Annotated in this window: 1 protein-coding gene; it reads right to left on the bottom strand. The window is 37.2% G+C overall.

Going from position 1 to position 610, the window contains the following annotated elements; genetic code table 11:
• A partial coding sequence (locus tag A4R26_RS11570) for an FkbM family methyltransferase (RefSeq protein WP_133054636.1) occupies positions 1-610 on the bottom strand: 610 nt, incomplete at both ends.

Genomic DNA, 610 nt, shown 5'->3' on the forward strand with positions numbered 1-610 from the left:
AACATCCGACCATACCTGGGCTAATACTTTCTCCTGGTTAGTTCTCGGAGCAATAAAATCAATTTTATTACCCAAACTATTTACCCGATTCTCCAATAACGCCTTTCGATCTATCTTACCATTAGATGTTAGCGGTATTCTATCCAACAGCACTATTTCCGAAGGCACCATATATCCTGGCAGTTTATCAAACACCCTTTGTCTCACACTTTCAATCAGGCCATTGGGACTGTACCAATGATCTTTAAAAGATTCCTCTATTTTACCTTCATTGATCTTCTTCTCCCTGGTGCAATAAACATCATAAAGTTTTGTACCCTTTAATTCCTCACTTTGATATGCTGATACAGTAAAGCCATTAGAACTAATGATTTGCGTTATCTTTCTCAACCTGTCATTATCATCGTGAACTTCAATAACGATTTGATCTATTTTCGTCCAATCTTCCTCAGCAATACCATTAACGACGTCCAATTCTGCATTTTCAACATCTATTTTCAAAAGGTCGATATGTGTAATTGCATTCTCCCTGATTACCTGCGAAAGGGTCTTTAAATGACAGGTATATTCCTTTTTAATTAAGCGATCCCTGAGCAATTCATCCATTTGC

Origin of the sequence: Niastella populi (assembly GCF_002078015.1) — a bacterium.
Taxonomy (GTDB): domain Bacteria; phylum Bacteroidota; class Bacteroidia; order Chitinophagales; family Chitinophagaceae; genus Niastella; species Niastella populi.